At 63.2% G+C, this 19,427-nt stretch carries 13 protein-coding genes and 1 riboswitch; of the genes, 2 read left to right on the top strand and 11 right to left on the bottom strand.

Annotated features, from left to right (window positions below; all coding sequences use genetic code 11):
- Nucleotides 1–2 precede the first annotated feature (2 nt).
- On the top strand, nucleotides 3–3,380 hold the full coding sequence (locus tag AAFP29_RS15100; RefSeq protein WP_419218739.1) for a pyruvate carboxylase: 3,378 nt from the start codon (nucleotides 3–5) through the stop codon (nucleotides 3,378–3,380).
- A 74-nt stretch (nucleotides 3,381–3,454) separates the two neighbouring features.
- On the opposite strand, the gene metE is transcribed toward AAFP29_RS15100, so the two are convergent.
- The 7 genes from metE to AAFP29_RS15065 form a co-directional block, all read right to left on the bottom strand.
- Complete coding sequence (gene metE / locus AAFP29_RS15095; RefSeq protein ID WP_419218218.1) at nucleotides 3,455–5,731, bottom strand: 5-methyltetrahydropteroyltriglutamate--homocysteine S-methyltransferase; 2,277 nt, start codon at nucleotides 5,729–5,731, stop codon at nucleotides 3,455–3,457.
- 139 nt (nucleotides 5,732–5,870) lie between these two features.
- Nucleotides 5,871–6,063, bottom strand: a riboswitch (cobalamin riboswitch).
- 139 nt (nucleotides 6,064–6,202) lie between these two features.
- Nucleotides 6,203–6,535: a hypothetical protein gene (locus AAFP29_RS15090; RefSeq protein ID WP_419218217.1), complete on the bottom strand. Its 333-nt coding sequence runs from the start codon at nucleotides 6,533–6,535 to the stop codon at nucleotides 6,203–6,205.
- Between the two features lie 183 nt (nucleotides 6,536–6,718).
- On the bottom strand, nucleotides 6,719–8,506 hold the full coding sequence (locus AAFP29_RS15085; protein WP_419218216.1) for an acetyl/propionyl/methylcrotonyl-CoA carboxylase subunit alpha: 1,788 nt from the start codon (nucleotides 8,504–8,506) through the stop codon (nucleotides 6,719–6,721).
- 141 nt (nucleotides 8,507–8,647) lie between these two features.
- Nucleotides 8,648–10,087, bottom strand: coding sequence for a condensation domain-containing protein (locus AAFP29_RS15080; RefSeq protein ID WP_419218215.1), 1,440 nt, complete (start codon nucleotides 10,085–10,087; stop codon nucleotides 8,648–8,650).
- 149 nt (nucleotides 10,088–10,236) lie between these two features.
- Nucleotides 10,237–11,241, bottom strand: coding sequence for a DUF2330 domain-containing protein (locus tag AAFP29_RS15075; protein ID WP_419218214.1), 1,005 nt, complete (start codon nucleotides 11,239–11,241; stop codon nucleotides 10,237–10,239).
- 51 nt (nucleotides 11,242–11,292) lie between these two features.
- Complete coding sequence (locus tag AAFP29_RS15070; protein WP_419218213.1) at nucleotides 11,293–11,712, bottom strand: SufE family protein; 420 nt, start codon at nucleotides 11,710–11,712, stop codon at nucleotides 11,293–11,295.
- A gap of 1 nt (nucleotide 11,713) precedes the next feature.
- On the bottom strand, nucleotides 11,714–12,610 hold the full coding sequence (locus tag AAFP29_RS15065) for a sulfurtransferase (RefSeq protein ID WP_419218212.1): 897 nt from the start codon (nucleotides 12,608–12,610) through the stop codon (nucleotides 11,714–11,716).
- A 181-nt stretch (nucleotides 12,611–12,791) separates the two neighbouring features.
- Between AAFP29_RS15065 and AAFP29_RS15060 the strand changes: the two genes are divergently transcribed.
- Entirely contained in the window at nucleotides 12,792–13,766 is a 975-nt protein-coding gene (locus AAFP29_RS15060; protein WP_419218211.1) for an isopenicillin N synthase family dioxygenase, read from the top strand.
- A 26-nt stretch (nucleotides 13,767–13,792) separates the two neighbouring features.
- Here the strand turns inward: AAFP29_RS15060 and AAFP29_RS15055 are convergent, their stop codons facing one another.
- The 4 genes from AAFP29_RS15055 to AAFP29_RS15040 all read right to left on the bottom strand — a co-directional run bounded on the left by AAFP29_RS15055 (nucleotide 13,793) and on the right by AAFP29_RS15040 (nucleotide 19,245).
- Nucleotides 13,793–15,226: a condensation domain-containing protein gene (locus tag AAFP29_RS15055; RefSeq protein ID WP_419218210.1), complete on the bottom strand. Its 1,434-nt coding sequence runs from the start codon at nucleotides 15,224–15,226 to the stop codon at nucleotides 13,793–13,795.
- The gene (locus AAFP29_RS15050; RefSeq protein WP_419218209.1) at nucleotides 15,223–16,695 is read right to left on the bottom strand and encodes a condensation domain-containing protein; all 1,473 of its coding nucleotides are present in this window, start codon (nucleotides 16,693–16,695) and stop codon (nucleotides 15,223–15,225) included. The genes AAFP29_RS15055 and AAFP29_RS15050 overlap by 4 nt, the downstream gene beginning before the upstream one ends.
- A 28-nt stretch (nucleotides 16,696–16,723) precedes the next feature.
- A complete protein-coding gene (locus AAFP29_RS15045; RefSeq protein ID WP_419218208.1) occupies nucleotides 16,724–17,719 on the bottom strand; it encodes an alpha/beta hydrolase in 996 nt (331 codons plus the stop codon).
- A 137-nt stretch (nucleotides 17,720–17,856) separates the two neighbouring features.
- Nucleotides 17,857–19,245, bottom strand: a complete 1,389-nt coding sequence (locus tag AAFP29_RS15040; protein ID WP_419218207.1) for a hypothetical protein — start codon at nucleotides 19,243–19,245, stop codon at nucleotides 17,857–17,859.
- Between the last annotated feature and the right edge of the window lie 182 nt (nucleotides 19,246–19,427).

Below are 19,427 nucleotides of genomic sequence, written 5' to 3'. Positions count from 1 at the left end.
ACGTGCGGAAGGTGCTCGTCGCCAACCGGTCAGAAATAGCGGTGCGCGCCTTCCGAGCGTGTTACGAATTGGGCATATCCACCGTTGCGGTCTATCCGCACGAGGATCGCAATGCGCTGCACCGCAATTCGGCCGATGAGGCATATCAGATCGGTGAGCCGGGACACCCGGTGCGGGCCTACCTGGATATCCCCGCGATCGTCGAGGTGGCTCGACGTGCCGGCGCGGACGCGATCTATCCTGGCTACGGATTCCTATCGGAGAACCCGGATCTCGCGCGGGCGTGCGACGATGCGGGACTCACTTTCGTCGGACCGCCCGCGTCGGTGCTGGAGTTGACCGGCAACAAATCCCGCGCCATTGCCGCGGCGGCCGAAGCCGGGGTGCCGGTGCTGGAATCGTGCGCGCCCGACACCGATATCGACGTGCTTATCGAGGCCGGTCAGCAGATGCGATTCCCGGTCTTCGTGAAAGCAGTGGCCGGTGGCGGAGGGCGCGGGATGCGCCTGGTTGATGATCCGCAAGGCCTGCGTGCCGCGTTGGAGGCCGCGTCCCGCGAGGCGTCGTCGGCTTTCGGCGACGGAACGGTCTTCATCGAGCAGGCCGTTGCCTCACCCCGCCACATCGAGGTGCAAATACTCGCCGATCACAATGGGGACGTTGTGCATCTGTACGAGCGGGACTGCAGCGTGCAACGCAGGCATCAGAAGGTCGTAGAGATCGCCCCGGCGCCGAATCTCGAACCGCGACTGCGTGATTCGATGTGTGCTGACGCAGTGGCATTCGCCCGATCGATCGGATACCGCGGGGCGGGAACCGTGGAGTTTCTGCTCGGACCTGACGGCCGCTATGTCTTTATCGAGATGAATCCGCGAATCCAAGTGGAGCATACGGTTACCGAGGAAGTAACCGACGTGGACCTGGTGGCGGCACAACTGCGCATTGCAGCGGGGGCGACACTGTCCGAGCTGGGTATCAGTCAGGAGTCGATCTATCTGCGCGGCAGTGCCGTTCAATGTCGAGTCACCACCGAGGATCCTGCTGACGACTTCCGTCCGGACACCGGGCGGATCACCGCGTACCGCGCCCCAGGCGGCGCCGGGGTACGCCTGGACGGTGGCACGCATCTAGGTGCCGAGGTCACCGGATTCTTCGACTCGATGCTGGTGAAAGTCACCTGTCGCGGCCGTCACCACGGTGCGGCATTCGCCCGCGCGCGAAGGGCCTTGGCGGAGTTCAGGATCCGGGGCGTGGCGACCAACGTCGGATTTCTGCGCGCACTGCTGGCTCATCCACAGTTCAATTCCGGTGGGATCACGACGAGTTTCATCGCCGAGCATCCTGAGCTGCTCGATGCGCATGTATCGGGTGACCGCGCCACCAGACTGCTTACGTACTTGGCCGATGTAACGGTCAACCGACCGTATGGAATGCCGGATAGGACCGTCCGGCCGCGTGCGAAACTGACCGGGCTAACGCTCGGCGAACCGGCATCGGGCAGCCGGGATGAATTGCGTCGGCTGGGACCCGAAGCTTTTGCCGCCCAATTGCGTTCGCAGAATGCGGTAGCTGTCACCGACACCACTTTTCGGGACGCACACCAATCCCTGCTCGCGACTCGGGTGCGGACGAGCGGACTGACGGCCGTCGCACCCTATGTAGCGTCCATGACGCCGCAGCTATGGTCGGTCGAGTGTTGGGGCGGAGCGACCTTCGACGTAGCACTGCGGTTCTGTCGCGAAGATCCGTGGGAGCGGCTGGAGAAACTGCGCGAGGCGATGCCGAACCTGTGTCTGCAAATGTTGTTACGCGGCAAGAATACCGTCGGATACACGCCATATCCGACCGAAGTCACCGACGCGTTCATCGCTGAAGCGACTCGCACCGGCGTCGACGTCTTTCGTATCTTCGACGCGCTCAACAGCGTCGACGCGATGCGACCGGCGATCGAGTCGGTACGGGCACAGGGGACCGCTGTCGCTGAGGTCGCGCTATCGTATACCGGCGACCTGTCGAATCCGGCCGAGGACTTGTACACGCTCGACTACTACCTGCGATTGGCAGAACAGATCGTCGGCGCGGGTGCTCATGTTCTCGCGATCAAAGACATGGCCGGACTATTGCGGCCCGCGGCAGCGTCGAGACTCGTTGGGGCACTGAGGTCGAACTTCGATCTTCCGGTTCATCTTCATACCCACGACACCGCCGGCGGGCAAGTCGCAACTTACCTCGCAGCTGTGCAAGCCGGAGTCGATGCCGTTGACGGCGCGAGTGCGCCGCTGGCCGGGTCGACGAGCCAGCCGGCATTATCGGCGATCGTCGCGGCGCTGGCGGGCAGTGAGCGTGCCACCGGTCTCGACCTCGATGCGGTGTGTGCGCTGGAGCCGTACTGGGAAGCACTTCGTAAGGTGTACGCGCCATTTGAATCGGGGCACGGGTCACCGACTGGCCGGGTCTATCGACACGAAATCCCTGGCGGCCAACTGTCGAATCTCTATCAGCAGGCGGCATCGTTGGGACTGGCCGACCAGTTCGAGCGGGTGGAGGAGGCGTACGCCGGTGCCGATCGGATCCTGGGGCGTCTCATCAAGGTGACGCCGTCGTCGAAAGTGGTTGGTGACCTGGCGCTGACTCTCGTCGCGAAGGGTTGCGACGCAGACGATTTCGCCGCCAACCCGTCGGCATTCGATATTCCGGATTCGGTGATCGGATTCTTCCGGGGTGAGCTCGGTGAACCGGCCGGTGGTTGGGCGGAGCCACTGCGAACCGAAGTGTTGGCCGGCCGGGCGCCGGCCGCGGACCCGGTCGAGTTGAGCGACGCGGATCTCACGCAGCTCGGAAAGTCCGGACCAGTGCGGCGAGAGGCATTGAATCGCTTACTCTTTCCCGGTCCGGCAGCAGAATTTTCCGAACATCGCCGACTCTATGGTGATACGTCGACCTTGTCGGCGAATCTATTTCTGTACGGCATGCGTTCAGGCCATGAGGAGCGAGTCTCCCTGGAACCTGGCGTCGATCTGTTGATCGGGCTGGAGGCCATCAGCGACCCAGACGAACGTGGGATGCGAACGGTGATGTGCACCCTGAACGGACAATTGCGGCCTGTAGCGGTGCGTGACAAGTCTTTCGACATCACGGTCGAGAAGATTCGGCGGGCTGACCCGGACAACACCGCTCACCTGGGAGCGCCGTTCGGCGGTGTTGTCGTGCTGAGTGTCGTAGTGGGGGACGAAGTCGCCGCAGGGGATCCGGTTGGCACGATCGAGGCGATGAAGATGGAATCGACTATCACCGCGCCGCGTGCTGGTGTGATCGCATCGCTGCCGCTGGGTTCGTCGGCCCAGGTTGACGGCGGAGATTTGATAGTGGAATTCGGGTAGGGGCCAGTGGAACTGTCCCGTGGCGCGAGCAGATGGCCATATAGCGTCTGCTCGCGCCACGGGGACGTTTTCCGTCAGGCCAGCGACTCGCGAGCCGCCTTGGCTGCCGCGACAAGGTTCGTTAGCGACGCGACAGTCTCGGTGGTGCCGCGAGTCTTCAATCCGCAGTCCGGATTGACCCAGAGACGCTGCGCCGGAACGGCTTTCAATGCCGCCCGCAACGACTGTGTCATTTCGTCAGTTGACGGCACCCGAGGCGAGTGAATGTCGTAGACACCCGGGCCGACGCCGTTGGAGAACCCGACCTGGTTGAGGTCATGCAGGACCTCCATCGCCGACCGTGCGGCCTCGATCGAGGTCACATCGGCGTCCAGTTCGGCGATGGCGCCGATAACCTCACCGAATTCCGAATAGCACAGATGCGTGTGGACCTGAGTCTCGTCGGCGACTCCCGCCGTCGACAGCCGGAACGCGTCGACAGCCCAGCGCAGATACGCCGTCTTTGCGTCGTCGCGCAACGGAAGCAGTTCGCGCAGAGCCGGTTCGTCGACCTGGATCACGTTGATGCCCGCCTTCTCCAGATCGACGGTCTCGTCACGAATCGCGAGGGCGATCTGGAAGGCCGAAGCCGAACGCGGCTGATCGTCGCGAACAAACGACCATGCGAGGATCGTGACCGGACCGGTGAGCATGCCCTTCACCGGTTTGTCGGTGAGCGACTGCGCGTAGGTGATCCAATCAACGGTCATCGGAGCGGTCCGCACCACGTCGCCGAATAGGATCGGCGGGCGAACGCAGCGCGAACCGTACGACTGCACCCACGCATTTTGCGTCGACAGGAATCCGTCGAGCTGTTCGGCGAAGTACTGCACCATGTCGTTACGCTCAGGCTCGCCGTGTACGAGAACGTCGAGACCGATCTTCTCTTGCAGCGCAACTACATCGGCGATCTCCTGCCGCATATGCGTCAGGTACTGCGCGTCGTCGATCTTTCCCGCGCGCAGGTCGGCGCGAGCCTTGCGGATCTCGCCGGTCTGCGGGTAGGAACCGATAGTCGTGGTCGGCAGCGGCGGCAGGTTCAGTCGTGCCTGCTGTGCGATCGCGCGATCGTCGGCGTTGGTTCTCGAGATGTCGGCGTCGGTGATCGCCGAAAGTCGTTCGCGTACCGCGGTATTGTTCAGACGCGGGTCGTCGGTGCGGGTCGCCAACGCGGCGGCCGACGCCGCGAACTTCTCCGCGACCGCCTCGCGCCCCTTATTCAATGCAGTTGCGAGAGTGGCGACTTCGTCGAACTTCTCATCGGCGAAAGCGAGCCAGCCGCGAAGATTCTGATCGATGCCGTCTTCGGCGGCCAATGCATAGGGGACATGCAGGGTGGAGCATGAAGTCGACACGGCGAGAGATCCGACCGATCCCAGAATGGTGCCCAGGGTGGCCAGGGCGGCATCGAGATCGGTTCGCCAGACGTTGCGCCCGTTGACGATTCCGGCGACCACATGCTTGCGAGTGAGAGCCGGGACCGCCGCGATCGACTCGGCGGAGCCACGTACGAGATCCACTGCGATGCCCTCGACCGGAGTAGCGGCCAATGCGGCAAGCGAAGCGCCGGCATCGCCGAAGTAGGTGGCTACCAAGATCTTTGGCCGTGCGGTCAGCTCACCCAGGCGCTGATACACCGAGCCGGCGAGTTCGGGGAGTCCCGCTGCTATGTCGGTCACGAGGACGGGCTCATCGAGCTGTACCCAGGTGGCGCCCGCGTCGGCGAGAGTGGCAAGCAGTTCGGCGTAGACGCCGACCAGCTCGTCGAGCCGGGAGAGGGGAGCGGCACCGTCGTCGGCGGCTTTAGCGAGTGCCAGGAAGGTGATCGGTCCGATCACCACGGGCCGGGCCGTCGCACCCTGCGCGGTTGCTTCGGCCAACTCTGCGAGCACCTTCTCCGGGTGCAGCGAGAAGCTGGTGTCGGAGCCTATTTCGGGGACAAGGTAATGGTAATTGGTGTCGAACCACTTCGTCATCTCCATCGGAGTGAGCTCGGCGTTCCCACGCGCGGCGGCGAAGTAGCGATCGAGTTCGTCGGCGATGCCGGCGTAGCGCGAGGGAACAGCGCCGAGGAGTACGGCGGTGTCGAGCATCTGGTCGTAATACGAGAAGGTGTTGACCGGGATCGAGTCCAGGCCGGCGGCGATCAGATCGGTGGTGGTGTCGCGACGGATGGTCGCGGCAACATCGTGCAAAGCGGCGGCGTCGATACGCCCGGCCCAATATGACTCGGTGGCCCGCTTGAGTTCGCGGTTCCGGCCAATCCTGGCCGTGCCGGTGACGGTGGTGGTGAACGTCTGTGGATCAGACATGAAATGTGCTCCTGCGAGGTATGCGGATGGATCACCGCCCATCGCAGGAGAGTCGGACTGGCCCCGTGTGGGGCTCGATGCGCCCCAGAACTGCCGGTTCGACGTCGCCCTATCCACGAGGCGGTGAGCCACCGGGCACGGCGTGCCCGGTACAACCGGCAGGTATTCGGACTCATCGACATGCACTCTGTGCGCCTACTGGCCGTCGCTTCCCAGGCTATGCCCAGTGCATTTGACGGCGGTCGTTTCGATTAACCGCTGCGGGACAGTTCCGGAATTACACCGGATTCCCTCTTGTGCTGGTGCGGGGCACCAGCTTTCGATGTCCGACGCCGGATCAGGGGCTCCTTATGCCCGGCGAGGAACAAACCGATTGCGGCTTCAGCATATATTGCCGGTGAGGTCCCTGGAACTATCCCCCTCAGCGGAGCAGATGGCGATATAGCGTCTGCGGCGGAGACGGGGACAGTTTCAGTCCAGTGGGATACCCAACGCGCCTTCTACGAACCGGGTGATCACCGGTATGGCGTCGTCGAGGGTGTGCCGCTGGCCTGGCCGTGCGTATCCGGAAAGGCTCGCAGGGTCAGCGGCGACGACTATCAACGACATCAATTCGCCCGTGGTCGGTTCACAGACGGCCCAGGTGAATCGGTCATCGTCGATCCAGCCGGCGGCCGCGGAGACGACGAAACCGGCCGGATCAGCTATCCCGAGCTCGGTGAGTGCGGGAACGTCGGTGACTCGGTTGTCGTCGCGCAGGGCGCGTAGATACCAAGTCCCGGCGTTGATCTCGACCGGTTCCATCGTTGTGGGAGTTGACCTTTCGGGTTGCGTGGTCTCGATACACCGTCGGGCTCGCGGGCTCGCTCGGCGGTACTCGACCGGCGTGGCGGGTTGCGTGGTCTCGATACACCCGGCTCGGCTAACGCCTCGCCGGGCACTCGACCATCCAGGGCGGCGACTTGACCGGCGTGGTGGGTTGCGGCCCTACTTGATCTCCAGCAGAACTGTGCCCTGGGTGACCGCGGCACCCGCCTCGGTGGCGAGTCCGGTCACCACACCGGCCTTATGCGCGTTGACCGGGTTCTCCATCTTCATCGCCTCCAGGACGACGACCAGATCACCTTCGGCGACCTCCTGGCCCTCCTCGACCGCGACCTTCACGACGGTGCCCTGCATTGGTGCTGCGACGGAGTCACCGGACGCCGCGGAACCCGCGCCCTTCTTCCGAGTGCGTGCTTTCGGTTTCTTGCGGACAACGCCATTGGTCGAACCACCGCCGCCGCCGAGCGCGAGATCGCCGGGCAGCGAAACCTCGACGCGGCGGCCACCGACCTCGACGACGACCTTCTGGCGTGGCGCACTATCTTCGTCATCGATTGCCTCGCCACCGGCGTATGGCTCGATCGGGTTCTCCCAATCGGTCTCGATCCACTTGGTGTAGACATCGAACTTCTCACCGTCGCCGATGAACGCCGGGTTCTCGACGATGTGGCGATGGAACGGGATGACGGTCGCGAGGCCCTCGACCTCGAATTCGCGAAGCGCGCGAGACGCGCGCTGCAACGCCTGCTCGCGGTTCTCGCCGGTGACGATCAGTTTGGCCAGCATCGAGTCGAACTGACCGCCGATGACATCTCCCTGGCGCACACCGGAATCGACGCGCACGCCGGGCCCGGTGGGCTCACGGTAGACGGAGATCGGACCGGGAGCCGGCAGGAAGCCACGCCCAGCATCCTCGCCGTTGATGCGGAATTCGAAGGAGTGACCGCGCGGGGTCGGATCCTCGGTGAGCGTCAGCTTGTGGCCCTCGGCGATGCGGAACTGCTGGCGTACGAGGTCGATGCCCGCGGTCTCCTCGGTGACCGGGTGCTCGACCTGCAGGCGTGTGTTGACCTCGAGGAAGGAAACGGTGTCGCCCTGGACGAGGTATTCGACGGTGCCCGCGCCGTAGTAGCCCGCTTCCTTACAGATGGCTTTGGCTGAATTGTGGATGCGCGAGCGCTGGTCGTCGGTGAGGAACGGTGCGGGAGCTTCTTCGACGAGCTTCTGGAAGCGACGCTGTAACGAGCAGTCGCGGGTGCCGGCGACGATGACGTTGCCATGTTGATCGGCGATGACCTGAGCTTCGACGTGGCGCGCTTTGTCGAGGTACTGCTCGACAAAGCATTCCCCGCGGCCGAAAGCAGCGACAGCCTCACGGGTCGCCGACTCGAAAAGCTCGGGGATTTCTTCGATGGTGTGCGCGACCTTCATGCCACGACCACCGCCACCGAAGGCGGCCTTGATCGCGATCGGGACGCCGTATTGTTTGGCGAATTCGACGATCTCGCCGGCGTTGGCGACGGGATCTTTGGTTCCGGCGGCCATCGGCGCGCTCGCGCGTTCGGCAATGTGTCGGGCCGTGACTTTGTCCCCGAGGTCGCGAATCGACTGGGGTGATGGTCCGATCCAGATCAGATTGGCATCGATTACCGCTTGGGCGAAGTCGGCGTTCTCTGATAGGAAACCGTAACCGGGGTGGATCGCGTTGGCGCCGGACTGGGCAGCGGCATCGAGAATTTTGTCGAATACCAGGTAGGACTCGGCAGAAGTTTGGCCGCCGAGAGCGAATGCTTCGTCGGCCAACTGCACAAACAATGCGTCCGCGTCGGGCTCGGCGTAGACCGCCACACTTGCGATCCCGGCATCGCGCGCCGCGCGGATCACGCGCACCGCGATCTCGCCGCGATTGGCGATGAGGACCTTAGTGATCGCTGCTTGTTCAGTGGGCACTTGATCTCCTGGACATCTCGGAACACTGCGCCGGGTGACGCACAACACCTGATACTAGGCGGACCTATTTTAGGTCCTGACGTCAGCCCCCGAACGATTGATCGGTCCGTCGCTCAGATGGGTGTTTCGTCCGATTAAAATTCAGTGGTAGAAAGTCGATGCGTCACCGATCTCGGTGATGAGCGATGAGAACGCGTCGAGGTAGCGCAGAACGTCGTCGGTGACCGGAGAGTCGGCCGGGTAGCGCGCGGACAGTCGTAGGCCCGACGGCGTGCGGTTCACCCAGAGGTAGACCTCGTCGGGCGCATAGCTGTGGCTACGCAGGACCGCTGCCCGGCCGGCATCGGCCTCGTGCGCGCCGGGAGCGTAGCGGGTGTCGAGGAAGGAGACGACAAACCGCGGCGAACCGGTGATGCCGAGCAAATCGGCGACCCGCAGGAATGGCAGTGTCGCCGCGGGTTTCGTGCGTTTGAGTTCACCGGCGGCCCGGCTGACGGCTTGGTCGAAAGTGGGATCGTCGGCGGTATCGAGGGCGCAGGGCGCCAATGCGACGAACCAGCCGAGCGAGCCGAGCCAACGTTCCTCATGGCGGGTGTGCCGGGGCATGATGCATCGGAAATCGCTGATATTCATCGACCGGCGGTAGGCGACAGCGAGCGCGGCCATGATGCCGACTTGCAGGTTGCCGCCGGCTTCGGCGCAGACGGCGGTGAAGCGATTTGTCTGACCGTCATCGGCGACATCCGTGGTCAGTGATGCCTGGGGCGCCGGCGGCGCATCGGCGTCGATGTGGATCTCGGAGTTGCCGAACGCGGGCAGGTCGGTGGCACCCTGTAGAAATCCCGCCCACACCGCCAGGGCTGGGTGAGTGGTATCGGCGATGTCGGCGGTGCGCCTCTCCTGCGCACTGAAATCGACGTAGCTACCGACTGAAACTAGTTGCGGCGGAAGCGGATTCGGGTTCACCGCGACACGTGACATCGCTTTGTCGCGCTGAGCGCGATACAGCTCGACCAACTCGTGCTGGGCCATGATCAATGAGTAGCCGTCGAGTAGCGAGTGATCGGCGGCGAAGAGCAATGTGAAGGAGTGTTCGCGGGCGACGGTCGCGAACACATAAGCGGGCCAGCGGGTCGGCGCGGTCGCACGGTCAAAGGACCCGGCGATTTGTTCGATCAGCAGATCGGGTTTGGCATACCAGCCGATACGGCCCATTTTGAGTTTGACCACGCTCGGCGGGACACTGACGCGATGCAGCCCTTCGCCGGTGGTGCCCTCGCCGCGAATCACGACGTGGCTGCGCAAGACCTCGTGGCGGTCGATCCAGGCGATCAATGCGGCGCGGATGGCGGGTACCGACAGGGGTTCGTCGAATTCGATAACCAGCCCCAGCCACGACTCGCGGCCGCCTTCGGTACCCGTCTCCCGGTAGTGTGCGATCGCGCCTCGTAGGTGTGCCTCGTGGTTATGCGAGGTCAACCGCGAGTCGCTGACCCACTCGTCGCGTGGCGGCGTTATCGGCGTCCACTCGACCAGTGCCCCCGGTTCGACGGAATCCTCAAGAATCTGGATGAACTTCATCGCGGCGCTCGTTCGACGAACACCATGGTGGACTCCGTTTCGGGCGAATGGACGGCTGCCGCCGGGCTGTGGCGGGCAAGTACACATCCAACCAGGTCAGCGTGGCGGTGTCTGGCGAAGGTGGGCGAACATGTTCGTGTCGCGGACTATCAGCCCCGTCGTCGGGCAATGATGGCAGCTACCGCCGCGATTGCGAGCACCCCAATGCCGACTAGGAACGGTCCAGCCATAATTCCCAAAATCCTCACATCGGAGTCGACATAACGGACTTCCTGAAAAGGGTCGTCATTATCGGCGTCGGCGAAGACAAAGTCGGAGGTGATTGTCGAAGGTCGCGCGATGATCGTGGTCACCTGGGTGAGGAATCGGCCGTCGTCCAGTCGCCCGGCGTAACTGACTTCGATGTTCTGACTATTGGCATCGCCGTCGACGCGTTCTTGCCTATGGTCGGCGACAACGTATGTGATGACGCGCTGAAATCCCTTGGCCGCGACCGACATCCGCATCGGATAGACAATCCGATCCGAGTCGAAGACCATTCGGATCGGGTCGAGTGGGCCGGACAGTGGCGTATCGGAATTGAGCCGGATGGCGACGAAGGACCAATGCTCGTCCACATACGGAGACAATGCGTCACCGACCGCCGTCTTGAGTCGGTAACCGTTATCCGACAACCACTTTCGAAGGCCAGGCAGATCGCCGCCGGTGAGGACGGTTGCCTCCAGTGGACCCAGAGCTACCTGCTGAACGACGGTCGGCGCACCGGTTGGCGCGGTTCCCGGTGCCGGTGCTCCGACGCCGCCGTCGGGGGTGTTAGTCGATGACACCCACCAGTGTTCGCGGGTTTCTACGCGAGGCGCGGTAATCGTGGCGTAGCGGTCGAAGGTCGATGAATCGCCAGCGGAAACTGCTGCGCTGGTTGGAGTCGGGATGACTAGTGCGGCATCGTGGGCGATTGAACGCATTGACAGACGCATGTCGATGGTTTCGCGGTTGCCCGATTTCGAGACGATCGCGATTTCGCCGTTGACGCGAGCGTCGGGGTCGGAGCTTGCGATGCCGCCGCAGGCACAGGCAGATGCCGGGGTGGCAAGTAGGAGTGCGGGCAAAGTGAGGAATATGACCACCACCAAGCGGATCAGTCTGGTGGACAAGAACGGCTCCGATCGTCGGTGGTCACCGTCCATCCAGCTATTCGGGCAGCGTTACGCCGCCCGCGCCACCTGTCCCTTGATCCGCCCGAGCATCCCGGCCATCCCGTTCAATCGCAATGGCGAAACTATCGCGCCCAACCCGAGGTCGAAATAGAAGTCGGGTGGCACGGCGGCGATTACCTCAGCCGATTGGCCGTTGAGTCCCTGGTACAGGATCGCGGCGAACCCGCGCGTCGTCGGCGACTCGCGAGGTGCGCTGAAGTACACGCGCACCGCAGCACGATCCGAAGCATCGACCGACAAGAACACCGGCGACTGACACTCGGGCACCGGCTCCATCGCGTCCTGCGTGAGGTGTTCGGGCAGGGCGGGGAGTTCATCGGCGAACTCGAGAAGCAGTGTTACCTTGTCCGAATCGCCAAGCGCGGCAAAGTCTTCGACGATCTCGGCGAGTTCGGGTGGTAGTGACATGTCAAGCCTTGCCGGGGGCGTCGCCAGGCTCCTCGCCAATGGCGATCGGCACACGAACCCGATTGCCCCACTCAGTCCACGAGCCGTCGTAGTTGCGGACCTTGTCGAAGCCCAGCAGATACGTCAGCACGAACCAGGTGTGACTCGACCGCTCGCCGATGCGGCAGTAGGCGATGGTCGGCGTGGTCGGGTCGAAGTCGGCGTAGATCGCGTTGAGCTCGGTACGCGAGCGGAAGCGGCTGTCCGGGGCCGCGGCCTTCGCCCACGGGATGGAGACGGCAGTCGGAATATGGCCGCCGCGCAGCGCGCCCTCTTGCGGATAGTCGGGCATATGAGTGCGTTCGCCGGTGTACTCCTGCGGGGACCGCACGTCGATCAGAGGCTGTTTGCCCAGCGAGTCGAGGACCTGGTCGGCGTACGCGCGAATCAATCCGTCATTACGTTCGACGACGGGGTAGTCCGAGCGTGGGTACTCGGGAACGTCGAAGGACATGTCACGGTCCTCGGCGACCCAGGCATCACGCCCGCCGTCGAGCAGCCGGACGTCGGGGTGACCGAACAAGGTGAAGACCCACAGTGCGTATGCGGCCCACCAGTTGGACTTATCGCCGTAGATGACGACGGTGTCGTCGCGGCTAATACCCTTGGTGCTCATCAATTCGGCGAATTTCGCGCCGTCGATGTAGTCGCGGGTCACTGGATCGTTGAGATGCAAATGCCAATCGACTTTTTGCGCGGTGGGGATGTGTCCGATGTCGTAGAGCAGGACATCCTCATCGGACTCGATGATCTTGAGTCCCGGAGTGCCGATATGTCCCGACAGCCACTGCGCGGTGACCAGCCGTTCGGGGTGTGCGTAATCGGCGAAGGTCGGGTTGGGGTCGGTCTCGACGGGCACGGATGTCTCCCACATCGTCTCGGATAAAGGCTCACGGTGTCACTCGTCCTGCCGGTGAAGCTTGTGGCCTCGGGGCGAACGTATACAGCATACGCAGCGGTTCATACATTTTCTTCACACGCGTGCACTTAACGTCGGCGCGGTGCGGACTTCTCGTCTCCGATGAGTAATGCTCGAAGGCATGCTTCCCGTTCTCGATCTCTCGGTCGCCGATGGCCCCGACTCGGATCAGTTCCGTCGCGACTTGCTTGCCGCCACCCATGACATCGGCTTCTTCTATCTTGTGGGCCACGGTCTGTCGACCGAACGGATCGACGGCGTGTTGTCGGTGGCGCGAGAGTTCTTCGCCTTACCCGACAATGCCAAACAGGAAATCAGTCAACTGCTCAGCCCGCAGTTCCGCGGCTACTCAAGGGTCGGTGGCGAGCTGACCAATGGGGAAGTCGACTGGCGTGAACAAGTCGACATCGGACCGGAGCGCGATGTAGTGCCTGGTGCACAAGGGTTTTGGAATCTACAGGGCCCGAATCTGTGGCCGTCGGCGTTGCCGGAGTTCCGTACGGTGTTGCAACGCTGGGATCTCGACGTGTCGGCGATCGGGAGGCGACTGCTTCGACACTGGGCTGCGGCACTCGGCGCCCCGGAAGAGACCTTCGATGCCGCCTTCGCCCACGATCCGGCGACATTGATCAAAGTGGTGCGCTATCCGGGCAACCCCGACAATCCGCAAGGGGTTGGTGCACACAAGGATTCAGGAGTGCTGACCCTGCTGTTGGTGGAACCGCGGTCGGATGGACTGCAAGTGGAAACGCCTACCGGTGACTGGGTTGACGTGCCGCCGCTGCCCGGGGCGTTCATCGTCAACATCGGCGAACTGCTCGAAGTCGCTACCGGCGGCTACCTGCGGGCGACCCGGCATCGAGTGTCGGCCCCGCGCCCGGGAACCGACCGGGTGTCGATACCGTACTTCCTCAACCCGGCGCTGGATGTGAATATCCCGGTCATCGACCTTCCCGAGCACCTCGCGGCCGACGCGCGGGGTGTCGAGGCCGATCCATCCAATCCGATCTTCGCGACCTACGGTGAGAACGCGTGGAAGTCGCGCACGCGGGCGCATCCCGATGTGGCGCAACGACATCACCGGATTGCGCCCTGAGGTAATACGTGATTGCCGACGACGGCTCAACCGCCGGCGGCGAATTCGCGCATCCGCTCGATGAAGATGTCGAAGTATCGGCTCGTTACCTCGCGGGCCCGCGGCGTGGCGGGAATCTGGGCGGCGAGGTCAACGCCGGTCTCGTAACGATTGATCCACATATTCGCGTTGCGGGTAGGGCCGAGGCCGGCGAATGCCTCGGCGGCGCGCATCGCTGGCTCGTCTCGATTGGGCATCCGGCGGAAGTCGATTGTGGAAACCATTTGGGGCGCACCGGCTTCCGGGTGGTAGCGGCCTTCGGCGGCCAGAATGCCGAGGGCGGCGTGCACCGGAAGGTGCGATAGCTCGCGAGCCTGACGGACCGCCGACGCCGCGGTGTGCACCAACTCATCGATCGGCCCATCCGGGTCGTGGACGAATGCGATGGGCGCGAAATTGCACAACCAACCCTGGGTGCGGGCTTGGGCGGGGGTTCGGGTGGAAAGTACCGTTGCGGTGAAATACGATGTGCGGCCGGTCAACTCGTATTCGGTTGCGGCGAGACTGGCGTAGACGACCGCGGTGAATGAGACGCCGAACGAGTCGGCGCGCCGATCACATGCTGCTGCCTGTTCAGCTGACAGCACCTCGTGATGCACTCGGCTCGCTGCTACCGGTTCCTCGTCGACGAGACCAAGATCGAGTGGAAAGCGTGGCACGACGCCGTCTGTCGAGGCGAATAGCTTGCGCCACACGTCGATACGCGGATCGTCTGGTGACACGATCGCCGCCCTCGCCTGCTCGGCGGCGACGAAGTCGAGAAAACTGGCCGTCGGCGGCAATGCCGCGGGGGTACCGGCGATCCGATGACGGTAGAGAGTGACGATCTCGTCAATCGCGAGCAGTTGCGAGTATCCGTCGCTATGTGAATGGTCGGCACCGAAATACAACGCGAAGCCGTCCCCGCTGTCCGCGGCGCCGAAGGTGAAGCCGGGCAACTGGTGATAGCCGGTTGTCGTTTCGATCCGATCGACGATGTAGTCGACCAGCGCGTGTCCGAGCCGAGTCTCGCCGATGTCGTCGGTGACGTATTCGATTGCCGCCGGCGGCACCAGATACCTGGTCGGTCCGTCATTGGCGATCTCGAAGAAGCAGCGCAACTCGTCGTGTCGACGTACGAAGTCGGTGAGGGCATCGGCCATCGCGGTTCTGTTCAAAACGTCCGGTACCCAGGTGACCACCCCGGTCACGGCGGTGTTTCGATGGACAGTCGCCGAATCCTGCTGGGCGGCTTCGGCGTTGGCCGCGGCGGCGACGATGTGATCGTATTGTAGGAATGATGGTCCGATGGGGTGGCGGTGCGCCGTCGAGCGTACCCAATCGGGGTTCGCCAGTCGCCATTCGACGAGGTCTCCGCCGCGCGGTATGCCGCGCGTCAGCGGATTGTCGATCGAGCGGGCCGTCGTCGGATTGGTTGTCACGAAATGTCCTCCTGCGCGGCTGCGGGGACCGGCGCAGCGAAGGTGGTGTCGCCGATGGCGGCCACCTCGCGGAGAACCCCGGTCAGAGTGGTGATGAAATCGCTCATCGGATTGCCTGCCGGTCCGCTGGGGAAGCGGGCAGAGATGTTCGTTCCGCTCGGAACGCGATTGATCCAGAGGTAGACCTCGTCGGCTTGTCTTGTCGCGCTGCGTAATACGCGCGCACGTCGCCGTGCCCAGTGTTGAGCGCCCGGTGCCGTGCGCATATCTATATAGGAGACCACGAACTGTGGCGCGTGCTCGGTTGCGGGATCATCGAGCACGTCGGCGACGGTTGAATACGGTGTGGTCGAGTCCGTCTGATATTTCGCGGAGCTAGCCGCGACCGCACCCAGCGCGTCCAGAAAGGTCCGCGCCTCGCCGGGATCAAGGTGGACTGGCACGATGTCGACGAACCAGCCTGCCGAGCCCGCCCACCGTGATGCGGTACGGGTGTGAATTGGATTGATGAAGCGCACGCCCGAACGGCCGGTGTGACGGTACGCGGCGATCGACAGTGCGGCGTAGACACCGGCCTGCATATTTACCCCGGCGGCTTTACACGCACGGTGAAATTTCTCGGTGTGATCAGCGTCGAGGATCCAGGTGGATAGGCTTGCCTGATGGGTGCTTGAGGTGAGATCAGCGGCAGTAGCTGAACCATGTTGCGTGTTCTGCCGGGGGAATGCGGGCATCCGGTCAGGTTGTGTGACAGCGGTTTTGACGTGGTCGTTGAAGAATTGCGCCCAGGCGGCGACGGCGGGATCTCCCGCTTCAACCTGTTCAGCGCGATGACGCTCTGCCTCGCTGAAATCGATATAGCTGCCGAATGAGGGAAGCTCGTCGGGCTCGCCGGTGAGTTCGGATTCATATAGAGCGATGACCTCATCGATGGCGAATACCTGAGTGTAGGCGTCCATCACGGTGTGGTCGGCGGCGAACACGAATAGGAAACTATCCGGATTATCCTGTGGCTCAACGGTAACCGCGACGCAATGCGGCCAGCGCAACGGCGACACGGTGGTGTTGAAGTGTTCGTCGATGTGCTCGTACACCGCGGTACTCGACAACCGATCCCCGACCAGCCTGGACTCCGCGACGACAGCGTCAGCCGGGGCGGTGCGACGGCGAAACTGACCGTCCTTGACGCCTGAGACGAGCGTGCTCCGGAATACCTCGTGGCGGGCGTACCACCGCTGCAAAGCCCGGGCCAACACCTCGGCGTCGAATCGATGCTCGATGAGGAAGGCGGTCCCGATCCACTCGCTGTACCAGGCGTCGCCGGCCTCGGTTGCTCGACGCGCATGTGCCAGGTGGGTGTGCGAAAGGCGCCGCTCGTCGGCGACCCAAGCGTCGTCGGGTACTCGTACGGTCCATTCGGTGACTCGTCCGCTGGGCAGGGGGTAATCGCTGAGTTCGGTGTATTCCATTGCGTGCCTTCCGACGAAGAGGAATCGGTTAACGATTGAGGGCGCGGTCGATCACCGGCCAGCTGGAGTGGAGTTGATCCACCCAATAGGGCCATGAATGGGTACCCGGATTGACGAATTGGAATCGTGCGGGAATTCGTTGTGCGGCAAGAGCTGACTGTAGAGCTCGCGTGCACGCGAGGGATCCGAGCTCGATCGCACCACCGACCAGCACGCGGTCGGCAGGTTTGTCGTTGCCGGGATAGCCAGGTGCGTCATAGCGGCCGGGCAAACCGCTGCCGACCGAGACGTAGACATCGGTGCCCCGCAGGCCGGCGGCCTGGCGTACGACGTCATGTGCGACCCACTGGGGGTCGTTGACCGGGCCCCACATATTGTCGGCATTGCCACCGAAGCTTCTGACGATCGAGCGGGCCGAGATCTGCCCGGAGGCGTCACTGGCCGAGTAGCACCCACTGTATGACGCGGCCGACCGGTAGAACTGCGGGTGTCGGGCAGCCAGGACGAGCGCTGAGCCCGCGCCCATGGATAGCCCGGCGATGGCACGAGAATTGTTGGCGCCGAAGCGGTCTTCCAGTAGCGGGGGGAGTTCCCTGGTCAGGAATGTCTCCCAGCGGTAGCGGCCGAGGACTGGGTCGTCGTGTCGCCAGTCGGTGTAGAAACTGCCGTTTCCGGCAATGGGGAGTACGACATTCACGTTCTTGTCGGCGAAGAACTTCACGATGTCGGTCTTGAGTAGCCAGATGCTGTTATTCGGATCTTCTTCGCCGAGTCCGCCGAGCATATACAGGGTGGGCCGTGAAGTTGTTCCGGCGGTGCGTGTTTGCGACGAAGGGGTGAGAATTTGGACCTTGACGGTCTTACGCATTGCGGCTGAGTAGACGTAGGCCGCGGATTGCGTTGGCCCTTCCGGCACGACGCGCTCGATTCGCGCCCGGTTGGGTGCGGCCGTGGCAATCGGTGCGGTAACACCGACAAGCACCGCGCACACAACTGCGGCAATCCAGATATTCTTCGGCAGCATTACCTAGCCTTTCAACGCAAAGGAACAACCACAACGCACGGATATGTCGTTGGGAGAAAGTGGAATTCGGTGGAACACGATGCGATCGCAGGCGGATAATCTCCGCTGCGAGGGTCGCCGATCGCGCGATAGGGCTCCTACCAATGTGATGGGGTGAGGCCCCAGCGGGCACATTCGTCGGTGACCAGTTTCGTGAGGGCCGACTGAGTCGGGATACTGATCGGATCATATGAGCCGACACCGAGCGTGGTCGTCGTGTCGGTCGAACTGAGCCAACAGGCTAACCCCCCACGCAGACGGGTTAAGAGTTCTGGGCTTGAGTGCTGTGGAACAGACCGCAGCGCAACGTCTTTGACATCCTCGGTTCCCAGCTGTGCGAAGCGCGGGGCGAACTCGCCAACATTCGACGCCACTGCCAGGGGAGTGGCGGCATTTTTGTTCAGCCGTAACAGGGCCTCGTCCGAGAGGCTTTGGATCAGCGGCTGGAGTCGCGCGAGCGGATCAGGGGCGCGCCCAGATTGTTGGTACACGTGCTTGGCCAGCGTACGAATCGTCGCCAAGTCCTGGTCTCTGCTGAGGCTGGTCGGGACGTCGAGATTGAGCCCGACGGTCACATTCGCCCGAAGGTCGTCGTCACTGGGGTCGTGGCGCGACATCGGGATGATGATTCGGATCTCGTCGTCGAACCTGGCGCGGCCGGCTGCGACGACAAGTCCCGCGGTAATCGCGACCAATAGTGCATTGGAGGTGCCGCCGTGGCGTGCGGCGGCCTGTTGCCACTGCGTGGAGTCGAAGCTGACGATGGACAGCGGTGGATGGGCAGGTTTCTCGGCCGCGATGTCGTTCGGGGATGGCGTCGGTGGCTGGGGGATGGATTGGGCCGTGATGACCGATCGCAGCGGCCCGCGACTACGTCGTCGAACCGAATCAACCGCGAGCCGACCGAGATTGCCTGCGATACAAGAGATTTGCTCCAATGCATCGCGCGCGTCAGCTCCGATCGATGGTGCAGACGCGGGAAGCGTGAGCGTGGCCGACGTCGGATCGACAGCGTTGAGAACGTTGCGCACCCCCGACCACCCGTCACCGACGGCATGGTGTGAGGTCAATGACACGACGCCGCCACCGTCGCGCGATCGAGCAGCCCGAAGCATCCACACCGGACCGGTCGTCAGGTTGAATTCGGTTGTCACGCAATCGTTGAGCCAGCCGGTGAGTTCCCCGTCCCCGATGTCCTCGGCGTCGTAGGTAACGGCGCCGCCCGCGGGGCCCGCGTCCACCCAGTAGTCACGTGCGAAGACCATTCGACTGCGGCGCACCACCCGATTGACCGGAGTGTGCGCCAGCCGTTCGCCGATAGCGGCGAATCGTTCGACGGATATGGGGGTGTGCAGGCGCCACATTACTTGGTTGGCGAGCGGCACACCGAGTGCTCGATCCATGCGTATGAAAAGGTCATCATCGCCGGTGACACGAGAAGTGATGGGTTGCACATCACGCCCGGTAGTGAGTGTGGGAGGCGTCACGGGCCACACTGTACTGATAGGTAACTTGAAAAGCCACTGGGTCAAACGTACAGGGCTACAAGGGATTTCAGCCATCGAATCAGGTTGTCGATCATGCGAATCCGGGTTGCGGATCACTTAATTGTGTCCGCCTGTATTGATCCCGGCGTTGGCGGTAGCTCAAGTATGTGGCGCGCTGGGAA

Source organism: Gordonia sp. CPCC 205333 (genome assembly GCF_048537885.1).
GTDB lineage: Bacteria > Actinomycetota > Actinomycetes > Mycobacteriales > Mycobacteriaceae > Gordonia.
The sequence above is the reverse complement of the archived record's forward strand: the minus strand, read 5'-3'. Positions and strand labels throughout refer to the sequence as shown.

Coding starts and splice junctions, on each gene's coding strand:
- AAFP29_RS15060 (WP_419218211.1), top strand. CDS start 12,792: ATGCTTCCCGTTCTCGATCTCTCGGTCGCCGATGGCCCCGACTCGGAT.
- metE (WP_419218218.1), bottom strand. CDS start 5,731: ATGTCTGATCCACAGACGTTCACCACCACCGTCACCGGCACGGCCAGG.
- AAFP29_RS15090 (WP_419218217.1), bottom strand. CDS start 6,535: ATGGAACCGGTCGAGATCAACGCCGGGACTTGGTATCTACGCGCCCTG.
- AAFP29_RS15045 (WP_419218208.1), bottom strand. CDS start 17,719: ATGCTGCCGAAGAATATCTGGATTGCCGCAGTTGTGTGCGCGGTGCTT.
- AAFP29_RS15070 (WP_419218213.1), bottom strand. CDS start 11,712: ATGTCACTACCACCCGAACTCGCCGAGATCGTCGAAGACTTTGCCGCG.
- AAFP29_RS15080 (WP_419218215.1), bottom strand. CDS start 10,087: ATGAAGTTCATCCAGATTCTTGAGGATTCCGTCGAACCGGGGGCACTG.
- AAFP29_RS15050 (WP_419218209.1), bottom strand. CDS start 16,695: ATGGAATACACCGAACTCAGCGATTACCCCCTGCCCAGCGGACGAGTC.